The organism is Virgibacillus sp. LDC1, from assembly GCF_025792345.1.
Classification (GTDB): Bacteria; Bacillota; Bacilli; order Paenibacillales; family Paenibacillaceae; genus Paenibacillus_AQ; species Paenibacillus_AQ lautus.
In genome coordinates this window covers 89,445-107,417 of record NZ_JAOXLZ010000008.1, presented here as the reverse complement: position 1 = coordinate 107,417, position 17,973 = coordinate 89,445, and the positions used below count along the sequence as shown (strand labels likewise).

Here is a 17,973-nt window from a genome sequence, read left to right as displayed (position 1 = left end):
CTTATGCTGGAATCGGGCTTCTTCCATATTTTAGCTGGCCTTGAACAAACGGCAATGCTGATATAATAGGCCTGCGGCAGGTTTATTCACGAATGGTTGTAACCGTTTTCTTTTAAAGACTGCCGAAGATTAAAGGACAGGAGCGAAGACGGTCCGATGTTATCTTATTTCATTCAACTTGTGAATGACATGAAAATCCGCAACAAATTGATATTGTCTTTTGTGGTCGTGGTCTTTGTGCCGGTAGCCATCGTGGGGATATTCCTTACGGGCGAGCTCCGCAAATTTGCTTTCAACAATGCGTTGGAGCAGGCTTACCAGAACGTGGACCGGGTCAAGAAAAGGTCAACCGAAGTCATCAACGTGGCAGACGATTTATCCTACCGGCTATCCTACGACGAGCGTCTGAGAAATCTTGCTAGCCAGCAATATGAAAGCGTATACGACGTGTTTGTGGCTTACAGGGAGTACCCCGACTTACAGCAGGCGATACGGATGTATAAGGAAATATCGAATATCCGTTTCTACAGCGATAACCCCACCATGCTGAACAATTGGGAGTTCCTTTATCCCGAGGATGAGATTAAGAAAACGGAATGGTATCAGCGAGCCGAGGATGATATCGGCGTCATCTACTGGGACTATATTACGGATGAACGTGATCAGAAGGTGTACCTCAGCTTAATCAAGGGGGTTGATCTTGGAAGCAAGGACAACCGCGGCGTACTTGTCATCAATGTCAATACGGGCATGCTGAACACGATTCTCAGCCAAGAAATGTTCGACACCATTATTGTGGACAGCAATAACAATATTGTTGCCGCTAACCGTCCGGAGTTGTACGGGAAAACGCTAGCCGAGATTCAAGATACCAGCGGGGTTGTATACCATGCGAGCGGAAGTTATGAATCGGTCATCCATGATGAAGCCTCCAAGGTGCTGATTGAACCGTTGAATACGGAATCCGGGGTTAACGGCCTGCGCATTATTTCCATATTTTCGATTGATAGCATCGTGGCGGACGCCAACCGGATCAGCAAACTGGCGATGACGGTCATCATCATTAGTCTGCTGCTGGCCGTTCTTCTGATCTACAGCTTTTCTTCATTGATTTCGAACCGGCTGCTGCGCCTTAGCAAGCATATTACGAAGGTTGGTACAGGCAACCTCGGGGTTGCCATGGAAATTGACGGCAAGGATGAGATCGGGCAGCTATCCCGCCAATTTAACTCCATGGTGGGTAATATTAACGACCTAATGAACGAAGTGCAGGAGTCCAATGAACAGAAACGGTTAATGGAGCAGAAGCAGAATGAAATTAAATTCAAAATGATGGCCAGTCAGATCAATCCGCACTTTTTATTTAATGCCTTAGAGTCTATTCGTATGGAGGCGCATCTCAAGGGTGAGGATGAAATTGCCCGGATTGTACGGCTGCTCGGTAAAATGATGCGAAGCAATCTCGAGATAGGCAGCGGAAAAACAACGATAAAAGACGAGATCGAGATGGTGCAGTGTTATCTGGATATTCAAAAGTTCCGCTATGAGGATCGTCTGAAATATGAGCTTCTGGTCGAGCCCGAAGCCGATCGGGTAAGAATCCCGCCGCTGATCATACAGCCGCTTGTGGAGAATGCGGTCATACATGGGATGGATCACAAGGAAGAGGGAACTTTCATCAGGGTGAGGGTCACGGCCAGCGAAGGGAAACTGCACGTCATAACCGAGGATAATGGAGCGGGTATAACCTTGGAGCGGCTGCGGATGATCTATGGTTATTTGAACGATACCGACGAGAAGGACGGAGGACGGATCGGGCTCCGGAATGTTCATGTCCGTCTGCAGCTTACCTACGGCCCTGAAGCGGGTCTGATCATTTATAGCGAACCGGGGATTGGAACGCGCATTGAATTCAGTATTCCGACAGGAGGAGAGAGCGATGATGAAAGTGTTAATCGTGGATGACGAACCCAAGCTGCGCGAAGGACTGAAGAGCATCGTGCCATGGACTGAGCTTGGGTTTCAGGTTGTAGGCACCGCAGCCAACGGGAGCGAAGCGTTGGAGAAGCACGGGATGTACGCCCCTGACTTGATGCTGATTGATATTCGGATGCCAGGAATGGACGGATTGCAGCTGATCGAAGCCATTCGGAACCTGGATTCTGAGATTCATCTGCTGATCCTGAGCGGATATGCCGATTTTGATTATGCCAAGCGGGCGATTTCGCATCGCGTGGACGGATACCTTTTGAAACCGGTGGATGAGGACGAGCTGAGCAAGTATTTGCTTCAGATTAAAGATGCCATCGAGCAGGAACAGGAAAGGAAGGCATTGAATAGGGCAGCTTCCGATATGAGCCGCGAGCAGTTCATTCAGACATGGTTCAATCCGGAGAGTAAGCTCGATCCAGCGGCTTTACGGCATATCGCCGAGCGGTCAGGACTGTTATGGAACCATTACCAAGTGCTGATTATTCATAATAACGGCTACGATGAATCCGGTGAAGGAGCCGACGACCGGTTGAAAAACCAGCTGATCGAAGCTTTTGAAGAGAACGGGCGCGGCACGGTCTTTTCCATGCATGGACTACTCGGCGTTCTAATGCCGACGCCGGTATTGACGGCAGGAGGACGAAAGGAATTGCTGCAGACGGTGGAGGAAGCCGCAAGTCAGGCTGGCACGGCAATTACGGCCTCATTGGGACGTCAGGTTCACCGTCTGGAGGATGTAGCCGATTCGTACCGTTGTGCGAAGGAACGGATTCGCGAACGCTTCTTCTATGCTCCCGGTGAGTTGTTATTCCCTGAATCCAAGCGGTTTGCCGGTGACATCGCGGATGAAGATCGGCAGCCTTATGATCCGGAGCAGCTGATGGAGCAGCTCTATTACGCCGTGGATGTAGGTAATGTCGAGGTGCAGCGGAAGCTGCTGCATGCTGCTGCGTATGCCATGGTGAATGAGGAGTATACGGAGGAGAGAATGAAGGGTGCGTTCGTGGAACTTCTCACTGGCGTGCACAACAAGCTGATACAACATCAACCGGAGCTGCAGTCCCGCACGAAGGAATATTCGGATCGGATTGCCGCGATATTTCGCCAGCGCACGGCCCATGATCTGTGCCGCCATTCGTCCCAATTCCTGGAGGAGCTCATCTGGCAGGCGGGCAATGGCGGACGGGATCAGGAGATGAAGCGGATCATGGATCTGATTCAGCGCAATTACAATGAGAATCTTAAACTGGAAACACTGGCCTCCGTATTTAATTACAACAGTGCCTACCTGGGGAAGATGTTCAAGAATACAACCGGAGAATACTTCAATACGTACCTCGACAAGGTCCGGATCAACAAAGCCAAGGATTTTCTGAAGCAGGGCATGAAGGTGTATCAGGTCGCGGAGAAGGTCGGTTATACGAACGTCGACTATTTTCATAGCAAATTCAAAAAGTACGTCGGTACCTCACCATCCAATTTCCGCAAGGAGCTGGACCTGTAACAGGCCATACCGTAACGCTGATTCGCACAACGAGACCGAGCCCGGATGCGGCACCGAGGTTATACAGCCCATTGTGACCAGAGCATTGCATGAGGAACCGCGGGAGATGGCGCACGACAAATAGGCTTCAAGCAGCTCCGCGCCGTCTGATGCCGTATTCTAAATGGTTAATATTTGCACGCCTCATCACTCTCACCTACAACCAGACTAAGCATAAGTACTTTCATATCGTGCCCTTTCAGACGCGACTAAGGTACGCGTCTTTTTGTTTTCCCTGTCCTCCCCCAAGGCATTATCGGGGGAGCCAAATGCTGCGAAGCATAGAGCGGAGGGGCCGGAATCGTATCGGAGAAGCGACAGCGGTGGCCTTTAAAGCCGGGAAACCACCTCACCATATCATCCGAAGTTTCCCGGGTTTAACAGCGATCGGAGATACGATCCGGACACAGAGCGGCATAAAGGTCTTCTGCATTTTCTCTCCCGCAGTTAATGTCTAATTTTTATATGATTTTTAAGCCAATCCTTCGGGTACTTCCCCGCCGCAGCTTGGTTTATCATCAGGATATACAAGAGAGGAGGGGTTGGTTTGAAAGCGGTAACAAAGACGGAAAGCAGCATCCAACCTGCCGCAAAGAAAAAGAAAGGCTTTTGGACCACTTTCAAAGAGCAGAAAGTACTGTACGGAATGTCGCTACCATTCATCGTCATTGTATTCATCTTCAGTTATTTGCCGGTGTGGGGCTGGCTGATGGCATTCCAGAATTACAAGCCGGGCAAAGGAATATTCGAGCAAAAATGGGTGGGCCTGGACCATTTCGCAGCACTTTTCGCGGACGATAAGTTTTATCTGGTGTTGCGAAATACACTCGCCATGAGTTTCATGGGATTGATCGTTGGATTCACGATTCCGATCCTATTCGCAGTCTTGTTGAATGAGCTTCGTGGAAGCGTATTCAAGAAGACCGTACAGACGATATCTTATCTGCCGCATTTTGTGTCCTGGGTCGTGGTTGCCGGTATTGTGACCAAAATGCTGTCTACAGATGGAGGCGCTGTCAATCAGCTGCTGATGTGGCTGGGGTTCATTGATCAGCCGATACAGTTTATGGCTCAGGGGAACCTGTTCTGGTACATCGTAACGGGCTCCGATATATGGAAGGAAATGGGCTGGAGCGCGATCATTTATTTGGCAGCGATCTCAGGGATTGATCAGGAGCAATTCGAAGCGGCCAAGGTTGACGGCGCAAGCCGGATTCGCCAAATATGGCATATTACGCTGCCGAGCATCGCCCCTACGATTGCTATCCTGCTGATCATGTCCATCGGTCATCTGATCAGCATCGGTTTCGAGAAGCAGTTCCTGCTGGGGAATCCGCTGGTGGTGGATTATTCCGAGGTGCTGGACCTGTATGCACTGAATTATGGTCTTGGCATGGGACGTTTCTCATTCGGTACGGCCATCGGAATGTTCAACTCCGTCGTGAGCATCATCCTGCTGCTGCTTGCCAACGGCTTGTTCAAAAAATTCACGAAGCAATCGATTATGTAAGGGGAGGGAAACAGCATGGCACGAACCAAAGCAGCATTCAAGCCCTCGCTCTCCGATCGGGTGTTTGATATCGCGAATTTTACCATCATGGCACTGGTCATGATTGTCACACTCTACCCGTTCCTGAACGTTCTGGCGATATCGCTGAACGATTCCGTCGATACGGTGCGCGGGGGAATTTACATCTGGCCGCGGGAGTTCACGCTGGAGAACTATGTGCAGATTTTTAAATACGACGGCTTGGTCACCGGGGCCAAAAACACGATTCTCCGTACGCTTGCAGGGACCTTTCTGGGCTTGCTAAGCGGCACGATGCTGGGCTACGTCCTCAGCAGGGTAGACTTTCAGGGAAGAAAGTTCATGTCGACCTTTCTTGCGCTGACGATGTATTTCTCCGGCGGAATGATTCCGGTGTTCATCCTGATCCGCGACCTGAACATGATGAATTCGTTTCTGGTCTACATCATTCCGGGCATGGTGAGCGCGTTTAACGTATTCGTCATCCGGTCTTTCATCGACGGCCTGCCGTACTCGCTGCAGGAATCGGCAAAGCTTGACGGGGCCAACGATTTTACGATCTATTACAAAATCATTCTTCCGCTCTGTAAGCCCGTCTTGGCTACCATCGCCTTGTTCCTGGCCGTCGGGCAATGGAACTCTTGGCTTGATACGTATCTCTACAACGGTAACGCCCCCCATCTCACCACGCTCCAATTCGAGCTGATGAAGGTGCTGCAGAGCACCCAGGGACAAACCAGCGGCATGATGTCCGGCCAGAATATGGCCGAGATCGTGAAGCAGGTGTCGCCGGAGTCGATCAAAATGGCAATCACGATTGTGGTAACGGTTCCAATATTGCTCGTCTATCCGTTCCTGCAGCGGTATTTTGTGAAGGGCATGACGCTTGGAGCGGTAAAAAGCTAAGCATATGTACGGTATCAGCAGGCATTGCGTCCTGTTATACGATAAATGATTAAAAATCGATTTAGGGGGTATAGCAATGAAACATAAGAAGAGATTGTCGCTGCTGCTTGCGATCATGATGATGGCTACATTCGTTCTTGCAGCGTGCGGCAACAGCGACAGCAACAATAGCGCAAATGGCGGTGAAGAAGGTAACGGCGGCAGCGATACGCAGCAGGAAGAGAAGCTGGAGCCGATGACCATGACGTATTACAGCGCGGATTCCAATGCCAACTGGGCCAACATGCAGGATGCGGTCGGGAAGAAGTTGACCGAGAAGACCGGCATTACGATCCAGGCCGAATACGCGGTGGACGGCTCCAATCAGAAGCTCCCGCTGATGGTGGCGAGCGGGGAATATCCGGACTTGGTATTTGCCAAGGGTGACGCCAATCTGTTTGTGGATTCCGGAGCGTTTATTGATCTGACGGATCTGATCGAAGAGCATGCGCCAAACATCAAGAAAGTGTACGGAGAATATATGAGCCGCCTGAAATGGAGCAACGACGATGAGGCCATCTATGTCCTTCCGACGCTTGCAGCGGTGGACCATCAAGCACTCGATGCCGGCGGCACGTTCCAGATCCAGCATGAAGTGCTGAAAGAGCTCGGATACCCTGAACTGAAAACGGTGAAGGACTATGAGAAAGCGCTGAAAGACTATGCCGAGAAAAACCCGACGATTGACGGCCAGCCGACGATTCCGCTGACGCTGAATGCGGACGGATGGAGAATCATGATCTCGGTAACGAACCCGGCGTTTATCGCGACAGGCGTATCGGATGACGGCGAGTACTATATCGACCCGGAAACAACCGAGGCGAAGCTTCATTACAAGCGGCCGGAAGAGAAGGAATACTTCCGCTGGCTGAATCATATGAACGCCGAGGGCTTGTTGGATAAAGAAACGTTTGTGCAGAAGACGGACCAATACGAAGCCAAAATTTCCTCCGGCCGCGTCCTTGGCGTCATTGATCAGGAGTGGGGCTTCGGCAATGCAACGAACGCGCTGAGAACTTCTGGCAAGGAAAACCGCACCTATGCAAGATTCCCAATCCAGCTGGATGAGTCGACGAAGGATGCAACGTTCCAAGACACGGGTTACGTCGCCGGATGGGGCGTAGGCATTACAACATCCGCCAAGGATCCGGTTCGAATCATCAAATTCCTGGATTATCTGGCTTCCGAAGAAGGGCAAGTTTTGATGAATTGGGGTATTGAAGGCGAGCATTACAACGTGGTGGACGGCAAGCGCGTTATTCCGGCGGACGTCCAAGAGCGCAAAACCTATGACAACGCCAACTTCACAAAGGAGACAGGAATCGGCTTGTACAATGCGATGTTCCCTCGTTACGGCGACGGCGTGAAAGATTCGACGGACAACTATTACACAACGAACTTCCCGGAGACGATCATAGAGAACTATACGCCATCCGCAAAGGAGACGCTGAAAGCATACGGCGTCGAAATGTGGAAAGACCTGTGGCCGAAGCAAGAGGAATTTGAAGTGAAGCCGTGGGGCGTTGCTTACAACATTCCGGTACCGAGCGACTCGAATATCAATATCACGTACAAAAAGGTGGAAGAGATTACCCGTAAACGTATTCCGGAAATCATTCTTGCCGATCCGGCGAAATTTGATGCACTGTATGATCAGTTCCTCAAAGAACTGAATGATGCCGGCGCCGAGAAAATGGAGCAGGAATACACCCAATTGGTACGCGACCGTGTGGAGCTCTGGAATAATTAAGCTATAGGTGAATAGAAGGGGCCGGCTATATGCGGCCCCTTTTGCCGCTATTCAAGGTTGTTACTGCTATAGCGGCGGAACTTATTTTACTTACAAGAAATACAACAATAGATGAAGGATTTAAGGTGTTCTTCGAGAAGACCTTTATCAACTGGAATAAGGGGGGATTACACTGAATTCAGCAAAGCAGCAGATCTCAACATTGTGGTATCGGGAGCCCGCGGCCAAGTGGGAAGAAGCGCTACCGCTCGGAAACGGCCGTCTTGGCGCCATGGTGTTCGGAGGCGTACAGGAAGAACGCATTCAATGGAATGAAGATACGCTTTGGTCGGGATTTCCCCGGGATACGAATAATTACGAAGCTCGCCGGCATTTGGCAGCGGCAAGAGAGCTGATTGCGTCTGGAAAGTATGCCGAAGCCGAACAGTTGATTGAGGGCAAGATGGTCGGCAGAAGCACGGAGTCCTTTTTGCCTTTAGGTGATCTGGTCATCAGACAGTCGGGAATAGCGGATCATTGGACGGACTATAGGCGCGAACTGGATTTGGATACAGGGATTGCATCCACTCACTTTCGAGCAGGCGGCTCCGATGATATTTTCAGCAGGGACATGTTCATCAGTGCGGTTGACCAGGTCGCGGTTATCGGTTATGCGAGCACGGGCGGCGCACCCATCCAATTGGAGATTGGGTTAAGTTCACCGCTGCAGCATCGTACACGCGCAGAGGAAGACGGAACCCTGGTATTGTATGGACATGCTCCAACCCATATTGCTGATAATTACAGGGGCGATCACCCCGGGTCGGTACTCTATGAAGACGGGCTTGGGATACAGTATGAAATGAGGCTGCTGGCCCTGACGGATAGTGGACAGGTAACGGTGGATGACAGCGGCATACGCATCAACGGCGCAGGTTCGGTCACGCTGCTGATTGCGGCAGCCACGAATTTTGAAGGCTTCGATCGTTCTCCAGGTTCTGGAGGAACCGATCCGTCCGGGATATGCAGGGGGAGACTTCAGGACGCGATGCGGCATGGTTTTGCAGAATTGCGCTCACGGCATGTCAAGGACCATCAAGCCTTGTTCAGACGGGTCGAGCTTCAGCTTGGCCGTCCAGAGGCTGAGGGTTCTACACAAGCATTGGCCACCGACGAGCGGATGCAAGCGTACCGGGAGGGACGGGAGGATGCTGCTCTTGAGGCACTGATGTTTCAATTCGGAAGATATTTGCTCATTGCCAGCTCCCGGCAGGGTACACAGCCCGCCCATCTGCAGGGCATATGGAATCCCCATGTCCAGCCGCCGTGGAACAGCGATTACACAACGAACATCAATACCGAGATGAATTATTGGCCGGCGGAAACGACGCATCTGGGCGAGTGCCACGAGCCGCTCATCCAAATGATTCGGGAGCTTAGCGTAAGCGGTGCCCGGACGGCTAAGATTCACTATGGCGCCCGTGGCTGGGTCGCCCATCATAACGTGGATCTATGGCGAATGGCCAGCCCGAGCGATGGCAGAGCCATGTGGGCCTTCTGGCCAATGGGTGGCGCATGGCTGTGCCGGCATCTATGGGAGCGTTATCAATTCCACCCGGACCTCGAATACTTGCGGGAAACCGCGTATCCGCTGATGCGTGGAGCCGCTTTGTTTTGCCTGGATTGGCTTATTGAAGACGGGAAAGGGCATCTGGTGACCAGCCCGTCGACATCGCCGGAGAATCAGTTCCTTACCGAAGAAGGCTTGCCTTGCAGCGTGTCGGCAGGCTCCACCATGGATATGGCCATCATTCGGGATATATTTCATCACTGTATCGAAGCATCACAGCTGCTGGAGCAGGATGATGAACTGCGGGAGGAATGGAGGGCAGCGGCAGCGCGGCTGCTGCCTTACGCCATCGATGCCGAGGGCAGGCTCATGGAATGGAGCGAGCCTTACCCGGAAGCGGAGCCCGGACATCGGCACGTATCCCATTTGTACGGATTGTACCCCGGCTCCGATATTACCCTGCAGGATACGCCGCAGCTTGCGGAAGCCGCTTATCGTACGCTGATGTCGCGCATCGACCATGGTGGGGGGCACACGGGATGGAGCTGCGTATGGCTGATCAACCTGTTTGCCCGACTGCAGCAGCCGGACAAGGCGTATGATTATGTCCGGACGCTGATTTCCCGTTCCATGCATCCTAATCTGCTCGGAGACCATCCTCCGTTCCAGATCGATGCGAATTTTGGAGGCACCGCCGGACTTGCGGAAATGCTGCTTCAGAGTCATTTGGGCGCCATTCAGCTGCTGCCGGCGCTGCCGAAAGCGTGGGCAGAAGGCTCCGTAAGAGGATTAAAGGCTCGCGGCGGGTTTATTGTGGACATGGAATGGAGTGAATGCCTCTTAACGTCTGCGAGCGTAACCTCTACGCATGGCCGAACCTGTAGAATTAGCTATTCCGTGCCTTTCGCCGTTAGAAGGGAAGACGGAAGTGTAGTGACGACGGATGACCATGGCTCGTTTGAAACGGTGAGCGGAGCGACGTATCGGATCACGCCAGCCACCGATGAAGACAGCGTGAACACGAATGGATTGAACAAGGCTTTCTTGAAGTGAACGAGATTTGAACTAAACCAGATATGGAATTTATGAAGCTAAAGGAGCTGAACCCTAGATGATTAACGAAAAGTTACCCAAAATGTGGTATGGCGGCGACTATAATCCCGAGCAATGGGATGCGGAAGCGTGGAAGGAAGATGACCGCATGTTTAAACTGGCGGGTATCGATGTTGCCACCATTAATGTATTCTCTTGGGCATTGAGCCAGCCGAACGAGGACACGTACGATTTTGCATGGCTGGACGAGACGATCTATCGGCTGTACCGGAACGGGGTATATATCTGTCTGGCAACCAGCACAGGGGCACATCCGGCTTGGATGGCGCGTAAATACCCGGATGTGCTGCGCGTTGACTACGAGGGCCGCAAACGCAAATTCGGCGGCCGCCATAACTCCTGCCCGAACAGTCCCACCTACCGTAAATACGCCACAATGATGGCCGGCAAGCTGGCGGAACGCTACAAGGATCATCCGGCCGTCCTGATCTGGCACGTATCGAACGAATATGGCGGGTACTGTTACTGCGATCATTGCGCCGCGGCATTCCGGACTTGGCTGAAGCAGCGCTACGGCACACTGGATGCCGTGAACAAGGCATGGAATACCCGCTTCTGGGGCCATACCTTCTATGATTGGGAGGACATCGTTGTACCTAACGCTTTAAGCGAAGAATGGTCCGGCAACCGGACCAATTTTCAAGGCATATCCCTGGATTACCGCCGTTTCCAATCGGACAGCCTGCTGGACTGCTACAAGCTGGAGCGGGATGAATTGAAGCGGATCACGCCGGATATTCCGGTGACCACGAATCTGATGGGTTTTTACCCGGAGCTGGACTATTTCAAATGGGCCAAGGAGATGGATGTCGTCTCCTGGGACAACTATCCGTCGCTGGATACCCCGTACAGCTATACCGCCATGGCACATGCCCTGATGCGGGGGCTTAAGGGCGGTCAGCCCTTTATGCTGATGGAGCAGACGCCGAGCGTTCAGAACTGGCAGCCGTACAACTCGGCCAAGCGTCCGGGGGTTATGCGATTGTGGAGCTACCAAGCGGTCGCCCACGGCGCGGATACGGTGATGTTCTTCCAGCTGCGCCGTTCGATCGGAGCCTGCGAGAAATATCATGGTGCGGTCATCGAACATGTGGGACATGAACATACTCGCGTATTCCGCGAGTGCGCCGAGCTGGGCAAGGAGCTGCAGCAGCTGGGGGACCGAATCCTGGATGCCCGTTCCGACGCCAAAGTCGCGATCATCTACGACTGGGAGAACCGGTGGGGCATTGACCTGTCGAGCGGTCCGACCGTTGCCCTCAATTACGTGAATGAGGTCCATAAATATTACGATGCCCTGCACCAGCTGCATATTCAGACCGATATGGTCAGCGTGGAAGAGGACTTCCGGAAGTATGACGTTGTCATTGCGCCGGTGATGTATATGGTAAAGCCGGGATTCGCGGAGCGCGTGGAGGCCTTTGTATCGCAAGGCGGCACCTTTGTGACGACCTTCTTCAGCGGTATCGTCAATGAATATGATCTTGTGACGCTGGGCGGTTATCCGGGCGAGCTGCGCAAGGTCATGGGAATTTGGGCCGAGGAGATTGATGCGCTGCTTCCGGGTCAGCAGAATCAGGTGGTGATGCGAGGCCGGAAGGGACAACTGGAGGGCACCTACGACTGCGGAATTCTGTGCGACGTGATCCATGCAGAAGGCGCGGAAGTCGTTGCCGAATATGGCTCCGATTATTATCAGGGCACGCCATCGTTAACCGTGAATTCCTTCGGGCAAGGGAAGGCATGGTATGTGGCCACAAGTCCGGAACCTAAATTCCTGAAGGACCTGATGCAAACCATATGCAACGACCATGGCATTAAGCCCGTCCTGAAGGCTCCGGAAGGCGTTGAGGTGACAAGGCGCGTGAAGGAGGGCGCGGAGTTCATCTTTGTACTTAATCACATGCCGGAGAGCAAACCCGTGCCATTGGAAGGGGAAACCTATGTTGACCTGCTGACGGGTGAGGAGCATCGGGATTCCTGCGAGGTGCCGGCCCGCGGAGTCATGATATTGGAGAAACGGCAGAAATAGAGGATCGCGTGAGGTTTTTTGCGAAGGCATCCATCACGTAAAGGGTTTGCATAAAAAAGCAGAGAAAGCAGGGGATCCCATGCTCTCTCTGCTTTATTTTATATGCCCAAACCCAACACAGGCTTCATGCCTAAAAGAGGTTAATCGCTGCCCAGTCTACACTTCCTTCTCATGCAGCTTACGGAATTCCTTGGGCGAAATGCCCTCTTGCTTCTTAAAGACAAGACTGAAATACTTCTCGTTCTTGAAGCCGACCATTTCGGAAATCGCTGCCATTTTCAGGCCCGGATTTTGCAGCAGGATTTTGGCCTTGGAGATGCGGATCCGGTTCAGATGTTCCGGGATGTTAATGCCGTGCTTTTGCTTGAATTTGCGGGAAATGTACTCACGGCTTACATGAAATCGGTTTGCAATATCATACAGCGACACGTCGTTCTGATAATTTTGCTCGATAAACGCCGTAATGTCATGGATCAGGTCCTGTCCCGTTTGCTTCTGGGACTGCAGCGCCGAGGCCAGCAGGCTCATTACATCCATCCAATACTGCTGCCATTCTGCCAGGGAGCATACATATTTGTCCGGGCTTGGCCGCTCGATGGCGGCGCTTTCCTCTTTGTACAATTTCAACAAAGGTTCAGACGACGGGTTAGCGGTTTCATGAATGACGTGATTGGCAAATCTTTCGATATCGCGGTCCCAACGCTCGAGAAGCTCCGGCGTGAGAACGCCGCTTTTTCGAATAGCCGCAATGAATGATTCAACAGCTTCGGTTATGGGAGCGGGTTGGCCGCTAAGTATGGCGAGCTTCCAGGTATCCTCAAACCCGCTGAACTGTACGCCTTTATGATGGTCAACGCCGGATCGGCGCTGTTCCTCCGTATCATGGATAAAGTGATTTAGGACCGTTAAATCGCGCTGATGCAGGGCGGACGAGCTTCGGGCATACAAATCCGGTATGTCTGCCGGGTATTGGCCGTCAGGACTAACGCCAAAATGCATGTGGCGCGACAAGGTGCGATGCATCCCGTTATTGATCTCTTGAAGCAGCGTTGCAAGCGTTGCAAGCTGATCCCACAGCAATATAACCAGTTGGTGAGGTGAACCGAAGTGACGGAAGGCAATCCCGATCCGGTCCTTTTGCAGAAATTCATTACAAATATTAAGCAGGGCAAACATGAGCAAATCCTGATGATGGCCGAAGCGGCTATAAAGCGCGTGATCTGACTTGTCCATTTGCATGACGGCCAGGCGTATCGTCTGCGTTTGCTCCGGTACGATGCCTTCATCCTTGAGGCGATTGACCACCTGGACATGGGCGCTTTTGTCATCAATAAGACTGGATAACAGCTTCTCCGAGTAGACCGGACGGTACTCGTTCACCTGAACATGCTGCTGCCGCGCCGCAAGGCGCTCCCGTTCCTCGGCTTTCCAGGCGGCAGTCGCCTTGGCGACTGCTTGGTTGATCACGTCTTCCTCGATGGGCTTCAGGATATAATCCGTGCCGCTGTACCAGATGGTGTTGCGAACGAATTCGAAGTCGTCATGCCCGCTGATGACAATGAATTTGATATCCGGGTAATTTTTGTGAATCCATTCCATGAGATCTACGCCGTTTTTGAGCGGCATCAGCATGTCCATCAGCACGAGGTTGGGCCGGAATTCCGGAATCAACTTCATTGCCTCAAGACCATTGGCGGCTTCCTCAATATCGGTAATCCCGTGCGTCTCCCACTGGACGAGCAGTCGGATGGCTTTACGCACGCGAGACTCGTCATCCACGATCAATGCCTTCATCCGTTTCACCTTCCACATTTATAGTCAGTACAACACGAAAGCCATGCGGCTGGTTGTTTTCGATGCTGAACTTGGATTTTCCGCGATAATACAGTCTCAGCCTTGTCATGATGTTGATGAGTCCGATCCCGCTGCTGTCTTCCGTTTCCATTTCGGAAAGAACCTGAAGCTGTTCCAGATCCATTTCTTCCATCCGAAGCAAGTGCTCCTGAAGGGTTTGGAACGGCTCATCCTGCATTCCGTTACCGTTATCCTCGACCGTGATCTGCACGATGGAGGCCGACAGGCGCTTACTTTTTAACGCGATGTAATTGTTTTCCGCCAAGGGGTTCATGCCATGCTTGAAAAAGTTCTCGATCAGCGGCTGAACCAGCATTTTCGGGATCAACACCTGCAAAGTCGACTCATCCACATCGTAACGGAAGTCGAACTGATTCTCAAATCGTTCCTTCTGCAGCTCCACGTAATCCTTGATATGATCGATCTCTGTAGCCAGCGTGACCGGTTTATCGGTGTTGTACATGCTGTATCTCATCATCCGGGCAAGGGCGGAGATCAGGGAGTAGATTCGCTTCATTCCATGCTCCAGCGCAAGGGTGCCGATCGTTTGCAGCGCATTGTTCATAAAATGCGGGTTCACCTGCGCCTGCAGCGCCCGGAGCTGGTTGGTCCGGTTCGCCAGCTTCAGCTTGTATTCCTGCAAGATAAGGTTGTTGATCGTATCCATCATGCTGCCGAACCTGCGGTGTAGGGTTCCGATTTCGTCTTTGCGGTTGGAGGAGATATCCACGGCCATTCGTCCGCTTTTGACTTGGCTCATGAGGCCTACCAATTCTCGGATCGGCGCAGTAATATAGACCGAAATCCAGATCGTGGCGGCGATGATGAGAATAAGGGACACGGCTATCAGCAAAATATTGACGAAGGCTGCTTTGTCCGCGCTGCTTAGAATATAGGAGGAAGGGATCTCCTTAATCATCGTCCAGTCGCTGATCGACGTCTTGATATTGTTATATAAATAGATTTTGTTGTTATACTCGAAATGGCCTTCCTTCTTGCCGGACTGCTTGATGCTGTCGTACCATTCCGTTTGAATCTGCTGTCCCAGCATCTCGCCATGGCCGGCATACATGATATACCCGGCTTCATTCGTAATATACAGCTGCTCATGTTCGGGCTGGAACAGCTGATTGCTGATCCGGCTCAGGAAATTCATGTCCATATCGATGGCGAGAATGCCCAATCGCTCGGTCGAAGGGACGCGTTCAATGACCCGGTACATCGTGAATACTTGTTTATTGGCCTCATAGGGATAAGCTAACTGAAAGCCATACGTGTGAAGGGGATGGGGCGGCTGTAAGACCACCGTATCGTTACCGAGATCGGGAATTTCGGGATAGAGGTTGACATCACTCGTTTTTCTGGCGATATCCTGGGCGAATAACGTGGCCTCTCTTTTGCCGTCGACATAGAGATAGACCTGTCTGGAGCCGCTAATGGCTTTTTGAATGGACTGCAGCGTGGCGGACTGCCTGCCGCTGGCATTGATGTTCTCATGACTATAATAAAGGCTGCGGAAAAAATCCGGATCCGAATAAACCGTAAGGGAATTCCGGTTCATGTCTTCCAAATAGCTCTCCAAGTTCAACCGTCCCTGATAGAGAAGGTTCATATTCTCAACAACGGCCCGTTCCTTGAGCGAGTTGGTGGTCATCACATAGCTGATGATCATGGAGATGGTGGTCGGAATGATGGTAGCCATGATCATAAAGGTAATCAATTTGGTGCGAATGCTGTTCCAATTCCAGTTCAATAAATTCACCGCCGATCAATTTTCTATACCATTTAGTTCACATCCTGTGGTAGTCCCAAGGTCTTCATCTTAGCATAATTAAATCATAGAGAAATGGATAGAGAAACGATAGGACAAGCGGAGGGGGATTTACATGAACAGCAAGAGAACGGCTGCCTTGACGCAGCAGTTGGTTTATATCGGACCCGCGCTGCTGTTTTTCGGTATTACGATCATTATCCCATTTGTGATGGGGATGTATTACTCGTTTACCAACTGGAATGGTGTATCGGGGAATGTCGAATGGGTAGGACTGGACAATTTCAAACAGATTTTCACAAATGACAGCGCATTCGCACAGTCCTTTTGGTTCACCACCAAGTTTACGATCGTTGGCGTGCTTCTAACGAATCTGGTCGGTTTTTTCCTGGCCTACTTCTTAACGAAAAATATTAGGGCGCGCAACTGGCTGCGGACGATCTTCTTCATGCCGAACGTGATCGGCGGATTGCTGCTCGGTTTCATCTGGCAGTTCATCTTCATAAAGGGCTTTGCCACCGTTGGCGAGGCAACGGGGATTCCGTTCTTTAATCTTCCGTGGCTGGGAGATGAAGTAACCGGCTTCTGGGGCATTATCATGGTCTTTGTATGGCAATCATCAGGCTATCTGATGGTCATCTACATCGCGTCCATTACGAATGTGTCCAAGGAAGTCATGGAAGCTGCCGAGATTGATGGTGCGAACCGGTTTCAAGTGCTCAAGAGCATCATCGTTCCGCTTATCATGCCGGCGGTCACCGTATGTTTATTCCTGGCGATATCCTGGTCCTTCAAAATGTTCGACCTGAACCTGTCGCTCACGAAGGGCGGACCCTACCGCTCCACGGAGTCGCTGGCCATGAACGTGTACAATGAGGCATTCCTGAACAACCGGTATGGACTCGGGACGGCCAAGTCCCTGATCTTCTTCCTGGTCGTTGCCGTCATCACGCTCATTCAAGTCCGTTTAACGAAGCAGAAGGAGGTCGAAGCTTAAATGAGATCGAAGAAACCTCCTATGTCGGCTTCCACGATCGTATTGCAGATTGTGATGGTCATTATTGCGCTGATCTTCCTGGCGCCCTTTTACTTCCTGCTGGTGAACTCGGTCAAATCGCTGGGCGATATTATGGTCGACGCGGCCAACTGGCCAACCGCCTTTCACTTTGACAACTACAGCAAGGCTTGGGAAATGACCCGCTTCCCGGAAGCGTTCGTCAATTCCGTCATCATTACGGTCATCAGTAACCTAATCATCGCCCTGTTGAGCGCGATGGCGGCTTACCGGATGGTTCGGTCCAATACGAGATTCAATCAAATCGTGTTCATGCTGTTCGTATCGGCCATGGTCATTCCGTTCCAATCCATTATGATTCCATTGCTGCAGGTCATTAACTTCCTGGGCGTTAACAACAGTATCGTAGGATTGATTCTCAGTTATCTGGGACTCGGCATCCCGTTGTCGGTCTTCCTGTTCCACGGGTTCGTGAAAGGCATTCCGCTTGAAATCGAAGAGGCCGCCACGGTCGACGGAGCTTCTCCGTTCCGAGTATTTGCCCGTATCGTTATGCCGATGCTGAAACCTATGATGGTTACGGTCATCATCCTGAACTGTCTGTGGGTTTGGAACGACTACCTGCTGCCGTCCTTGATCCTGCAAAGTCCGGAACTGCGGACGATTCCGCTCGCGACCTTTGCTTTCTTCGGACAGTATTCGAAGCAGTGGGATATGGCGCTGCCGGCTCTGGTGCTGGGCATTACGCCGATTATCATCTTCTTCCTGTCACTACAGAAGTATATTGTTGAAGGCGTCGCTGCCGGCTCCGTTAAGGGGTAACGGCAGCCTGGCTTCTTCCAAATCGGTTTTTCCATCTTTATATATAAACAATACTAGGG

11 protein-coding genes are annotated in these 17,973 nt (G+C 51.7%); 9 read left to right on the top strand and 2 right to left on the bottom strand.

Annotated features, from left to right (window positions below; genetic code table 11):
- Positions 1-156 precede the first annotated feature (156 nt).
- The 7 genes from OHJ21_RS31255 (at position 157) to OHJ21_RS31225 (ending at position 12,452) form a co-directional block, all read left to right on the top strand.
- Positions 157-1,965, top strand: a complete 1,809-nt coding sequence (locus OHJ21_RS31255; protein ID WP_326115720.1) for a cache domain-containing sensor histidine kinase — start codon at positions 157-159, stop codon at positions 1,963-1,965.
- Positions 1,940-3,496 (top strand): response regulator transcription factor, encoded by a 1,557-nt coding sequence (locus OHJ21_RS31250; RefSeq protein ID WP_326119741.1) that lies wholly within the window; start codon positions 1,940-1,942, stop codon positions 3,494-3,496. The genes OHJ21_RS31255 and OHJ21_RS31250 overlap by 26 nt, the downstream gene beginning before the upstream one ends.
- A gap of 586 nt (positions 3,497-4,082) precedes the next feature.
- A complete protein-coding gene (locus OHJ21_RS31245; RefSeq protein ID WP_486022192.1) occupies positions 4,083-5,045 on the top strand; it encodes an ABC transporter permease in 963 nt (320 codons plus the stop codon).
- 15 nt (positions 5,046-5,060) lie between these two features.
- The gene (locus tag OHJ21_RS31240; protein ID WP_100541445.1) at positions 5,061-5,969 is read left to right on the top strand and encodes a carbohydrate ABC transporter permease; all 909 of its coding nucleotides are present in this window, start codon (positions 5,061-5,063) and stop codon (positions 5,967-5,969) included.
- Positions 5,970-6,045: 76 nt separating this feature from the next.
- Positions 6,046-7,758, top strand: coding sequence for an ABC transporter substrate-binding protein (locus OHJ21_RS31235; protein WP_486022190.1), 1,713 nt, complete (start codon positions 6,046-6,048; stop codon positions 7,756-7,758).
- A 202-nt stretch (positions 7,759-7,960) separates the two neighbouring features.
- A complete protein-coding gene (locus OHJ21_RS31230; protein ID WP_486022188.1) occupies positions 7,961-10,360 on the top strand; it encodes a glycoside hydrolase family 95 protein in 2,400 nt (799 codons plus the stop codon).
- A gap of 58 nt (positions 10,361-10,418) precedes the next feature.
- The gene (locus tag OHJ21_RS31225; RefSeq protein ID WP_486022186.1) at positions 10,419-12,452 is read left to right on the top strand and encodes a beta-galactosidase; all 2,034 of its coding nucleotides are present in this window, start codon (positions 10,419-10,421) and stop codon (positions 12,450-12,452) included.
- Positions 12,453-12,608: 156 nt separating this feature from the next.
- On the opposite strand, the gene OHJ21_RS31220 is transcribed toward OHJ21_RS31225, so the two are convergent.
- Positions 12,609-14,246 (bottom strand): response regulator transcription factor, encoded by a 1,638-nt coding sequence (locus OHJ21_RS31220; protein ID WP_326119746.1) that lies wholly within the window; start codon positions 14,244-14,246, stop codon positions 12,609-12,611.
- Complete coding sequence (locus tag OHJ21_RS31215) at positions 14,224-16,068, bottom strand: cache domain-containing sensor histidine kinase (RefSeq protein ID WP_326115709.1); 1,845 nt, start codon at positions 16,066-16,068, stop codon at positions 14,224-14,226. Before OHJ21_RS31215 ends, OHJ21_RS31220 begins: the two co-directional genes overlap by 23 nt.
- Positions 16,069-16,192: 124 nt before the next feature.
- Between OHJ21_RS31215 and OHJ21_RS31210 the strand changes: the two genes are divergently transcribed.
- A complete protein-coding gene (locus tag OHJ21_RS31210) occupies positions 16,193-17,074 on the top strand; it encodes a carbohydrate ABC transporter permease (protein WP_100541450.1) in 882 nt (293 codons plus the stop codon).
- Positions 17,075-17,914, top strand: coding sequence for a carbohydrate ABC transporter permease (locus tag OHJ21_RS31205; RefSeq protein WP_100541451.1), 840 nt, complete (start codon positions 17,075-17,077; stop codon positions 17,912-17,914).
- The last annotated feature ends 59 nt before the right edge of the window (positions 17,915-17,973 follow it).